This window comes from Streptomyces guryensis (genome assembly GCF_021261325.1).
Taxonomy (GTDB): Bacteria; Actinomycetota; Actinomycetes; order Streptomycetales; family Streptomycetaceae; genus Streptomyces; species Streptomyces guryensis.
In genome coordinates this window covers 1-4,874 of record NZ_JAJSBI010000065.1, presented here as the reverse complement: position 1 = coordinate 4,874, position 4,874 = coordinate 1, and the positions used below count along the sequence as shown (strand labels likewise).

General features: G+C 67.7%; 2 protein-coding genes. Both read right to left on the bottom strand.

Annotated features, from left to right (window positions below; all coding sequences use genetic code 11):
- Nucleotides 1-831: condensation domain-containing protein (locus LJ657_RS47895; RefSeq protein ID WP_232656067.1), on the bottom strand; the 831-nt coding region annotated here is incomplete at its 3' end.
- The coding region (locus LJ657_RS47890; RefSeq protein WP_232656066.1) for a non-ribosomal peptide synthetase at nt 828-4,874 on the bottom strand (4,047 nt) is incomplete at its 5' end. The genes LJ657_RS47895 and LJ657_RS47890, both read right to left, overlap by 4 nt.

Sequence of the window (4,874 nt, the reverse complement as noted above, 5' to 3'; positions counted from 1 at the left end):
ACCCGCCACCGGAGAGCCGATCGGAATGTCCGTACCCGCCCCCAGCCGGGACAACAGACCCGCCACCGCCGCCTGCACCACCATGAACACACTCGCCCCACGCTCACGCGCAAGACCCACCACGCTGCGATGCACCTGGGCATCAAGCTCAAAGTCGACGACATCACCCTGGTGCGAGGCCACCAACGGACGCGACCGGTCATACGGCAGCGCCAACTCCTCTGGGGCCCCGGCGAGTTCACCCCGCCAGAACTCCACCTGCGCCGCGCCCGTACTCTCCGGGTCGTCCTCGTCACCCAGCAACTCCCGCTGCCACAGGGTGTAGTCCGCGTACTGCACCGGCAGCGGCTCCCACTGCGGAACCGCACCCGCACACCGCGCCCCGTACGCCGCCGCAAGATCCCGCGCCAACGGCCCCAACGACCAACCGTCACCCGCGATGTGATGCACCACCGCGACCAACACCCACTCATCCACAGCCGTTCGGTAAGCCCACGCCCGTACCGGAATCTCGGTCTCAAGGTCGAACGCGTACGCCGCGGCATCCGTGACATCGGCGGTCAGGCGCTCCCGAGAACTCTCCCGCACCACCAGCGCCGGGGCGACCTCCTCCACCGGCAGGATCCGCTGGTAGGGCTGCCCGTCCACCTCGACGAACACCGTCCGCAGGCTCTCGTGCCGGTCCACCACATCCGTCAACGCCAGTTCCAGCGCCTTCAGATCCAGCTCACCGCGCAGCCGTACCACCAACGGAATGTTGTAGGTCGCGCTCGGCCCGTCCAGGCGGTTCAGGAACCACAACCGCCGCTGGGCGAACGACACCGGAATCATGAGCGCTCCTCGTACTTCGACCTGTCCATGCGGCGTAGTGCCGGCCGCGCTTTCTTCACGCTGCCGAGCTGATCAACAACTCCGGCGACCGTGGGGTTCTCGAATAGGGGTTTGATATCGAGTTCCAGCCCCATGGCCGTTCGGATGCGGCTGATGAGGCGAGTGGCGAGCAGGGAGTGGCCGCCGAGTTCGAAGAAGTTGTCGTCGATGGTGACCTGCTCGACGCCGAGCGCGTCTGCGAAAAGCTCACACAGCTGCTTTTCCTGCGGGGTGCGCGGGGCACGACCGGTCGTGCCAGTGGTGAACTCGGGAGCGGGCAGGGCCCGGCGGTCGAGTTTCCCGTTCGGCGTCAGCGGCAGCACCTCCAGGACCATGACCGTGGAGGGAACCATGTAGCCCGGCACCATCTTCGCCGTATGCGCCCGCAGGGCTTGCGGGTCGAGTATCGCGTCGGCGATGGGAATGGCGTATCCGACGAGCCGCTTGTCGCCAGGACGGTCCTCGCGTACGACCACTGCGGCTTGGGCGACGTCGGGATGTGCGGCCAGGACCGATTCGATCTCGCCCAGCTCGATCCGGAAACCGCGCACCTTGACCTGGTCGTCGATACGGCCCAGGTACTCGATCTTCCCGTTGGTGTTCCATCGCACGAGATCTCCCGTGCGGTACATGCGTGAGCCGGGGGTTCCGAAGGGGTCGGCCACGAAGCGCTCCGCCGTCAGACCCGGACGGTTCAAATAACCCCGAGCCAGACCCGCACCGGCGATATACAGCTCACCGGCCACGCCCACCGGTGCCGGGCTCAGGCCCGCGTCCAGGACATACACCTGGGTGTTGGCGATCGGGCGGCCGATAGAGGACACCCCGCCGGCGTCCCCGCGGACTTCGTCGGCCGTGGACCAGATCGTGGTCTCGGTCGGACCATAGAGGTTCGTCACCGAGGCCGTTCTAGCCACCAAGGTGCGAGCCAGCTCGCCCGGCAATGCCTCGCCGCCGACCAGCACCCGCACGCCGGCCAACTCCTCGCCGGCATCGGCCACCACCGCGTGCCACAGACTCGGCGTCGCCTGCATCACGCTCACCCCCGCCGAGGAGATCAAAGAGCGCAGGGCAAGGGGATCGCGTACGTCCTGCGGAGAAGCCAGCACCACAGCAGCGCCGTTCAGCAGCGGGACGTACAACTCCAGACCCGTGATGTCGAACGCGACCGTGGTCACCGCCAGCAGCCGGTCACCCACGCCCAGGCCGAAGCGCTCCTGCATCGAAGACAGGAAGTTCACCAGCGCCCTGTGTTCGATGACCACACCCTTCGGCCGGCCCGTCGAACCCGACGTGAAGATCGCGTACGCCGGTGTGTCCGGGTCCACCACCTTGGAGAGGTCGGTCCCGGAGTACTCAGCGAGGGCCGGGGCATCCACCAGGATCCGGGGAGTGTCCTCGGGCAGAACACCTCCGGCCCCGAGACCGGTGATCACACACATCGGGTCGGCATCATCGAGGATGCAGGCGATCCGGTCGGCCGGGTAGTCCGGGTCGATCGGCACGTACGCCGCACCCGACTTCACCACCGCCAGCAGCGCCACCACCAACTCCGGGGAACGCGGCAGAACAACCGCAACGAACCGCTCCGGACCCGCGCCCCGCTCGACGAGCAGCCTCGCCAGACGATTCGCCCGCTCGTTCACCTCCCGGTACGACAGCTCGTTGCCGTCGAAGACCAGCGCCGTGGCATCCGGTGTCCGCGCCACCTGCTCCTCGAACAACACCGGCAACGTGCGATCCGCCACCTCAGCGGCGGTGTCGTTCCACTGACTGAGCACGAGGTTCTGCTCAGTGTCGTTGAGGACGGGCAGGGTGTGTACGGGGGTGTCGGGGGCCTGGTCCAGGGCTTGGACCAGGCGGCTGGTGGCGGTGTCCATCAGGGACAGGACCAGGTCGGGATCGATCGGGTCGACGCACTGGACGGTGAAGACGAACCCGTCACCGGTGTCGTCCACCGACACCATCAGCGGATAGTTCGTGCGCTCCTGAGCGAAGAGGACTTCGATCCCCTCCACTTCCATATCGGCGTCCGCCGCACCCGCGCTGTGCCGGTAGTTGAACAGGGCGGTGAAGAGCGGGGCTTCGGCAGCCACGCCGCTCATCCGCTGTGCCAACGCCAGCGGGGCATGCTCGTGCACCAGCAACTCGGCCAGATCGGCCTGCATGGACCGGACTGCGTCCAGTACGCCTCTGCGGCTGGTGTCGAGGCGCACGGGCAGGGTGTTGATGAACAACCCGGGAACCCGGTCCGCGCCGGCACCGGCCTGCATCCGCCCGAACAACACAGTGCCGAAGACGACGTCCTCGCGGCCCGAGGCCGAGGCGACCACCCGCGCGAACATCACATGCAGCACCGTCGCAGCGCTCACACCCAGGCGCCGCGCCATATCGCGTACGGCTGCGGCGGTGGCTCCGTCGAGGGATGTGTGGGCCTCGGTGACCTCGGTGCCGTCGCCGCGTACGTCGGTCATGTCGAATGGTGCGGTGGGCTCACTCACATCACCCAGCAGACGCCCGAAGAACGCCTCGTGTTCGGCGACCGGCATGCCCAACCTGGCCTGTGCGACGAAGTTCCGGAACGGCAGCGGCACTGGCAGCTCCGCCTCCCGGCCCTCCAAGAACGCCTGGACCTCCGTGAACAGCACATCCACCGCTGTGTGGTCCTGGACCAGGTGATGCACCTGGAGCAACGCCACCCACCGCTGCGAGCCGGGGATCCCGGCTGTTGTCACCTGCACCAAGGGTGCCGCGGTGATATCCATCACCGACCCGCATGCCGCCAACAGACCGTCCACCACGTCACTGTCATGCTCCAACGTGACCTCACGGACCGGGATCTGCGCATGCCGGGCCACCACCTGGACCGGCTCGCGCAGTCCCTCCCACAGCACGGCGGTGCGGAGGATGTCGTGCCGGTCCACCACCCTTTGGAGCACGGCGACGAACGCGTCCAGCCGAGCCCGGGAATCGAACCCGAGCACCATCGGCAGGACATACGCGTCCTCACCCGACGAGGCACCCATCAGGTGATGGAAGAGAATGCCCTCCTGCAACGGCGCCAGCGGATAGATGTCCGCCACGTTCGCGACGCCGCCCGGAACCCGGGCCACGACCCGGTCGATCTCCTCCTGCGACAGCCCCGCCAACGGCACCATCTCCGGCGTGATCACCTCAACACCCTCAACGATCCCGTTCGGCGGAACCACCACGGACGCACCGTTGTCCGCGGCGCCCAGACCGGCCGCCAGCCCCGCCACCGTCGGCGTCACGAACAACGAGCGCACCGGCACCGACAGCCCACGCTCACGAAGCCGCTCCACCAACGACACCGCCAGCAGCGAATGCCCACCCAACTCGAAGAAGTTGTCGTCAATGGACACGCGCTCAGCTCCGAGCACCTCCGCGAACACCTCACACAGGACCTCCTCCTGCGAGGTCCGCGGAGCACGGCCTTCCGTGCTCGCGGTGAACTCCGGAGCCGGCAACGCCCGCCGGTCCAGCTTCCCGTTCGGCGTCAAGGGCAGCGCGTCCAGGATCATCACGGCCGAGGGGACCATGTACTCCGGCACCGTTGCGGACACATGCGCACGCAGGGCTTGGGGGTCGAGTTCCACGTCGGCGGCAGGAACGGCGTAACCGACCAGTCGCTTGTCGCCGGGCCGGTCCTCGCGCACGACCACCGTCGCCTGGGCGACGTCCGGATGGCCGGCCAGGACCGACTCGATCTCGCCGAGTTCGATACGGAAACCCCGCACCTTGACCTGGTCGTCGATGCGCCCCAGATACTCCAGGTCCCCGGCCGCGATCCACCGCACCAAGTCCCCGGTCCGGTACATACGTGAACCAGGGGCCCCGAACGGGTCGGCGACAAACCGCTCCGCCGTCAGGCCCGGGCGGTTGAGGTAGCCGCGTGCCAGGCCGCCACCCGCGACATACAACTCACCCGCGACGCCCATCGGGACCGGGCACAACCCCGCGTCCAACACATACAACCGCAGATC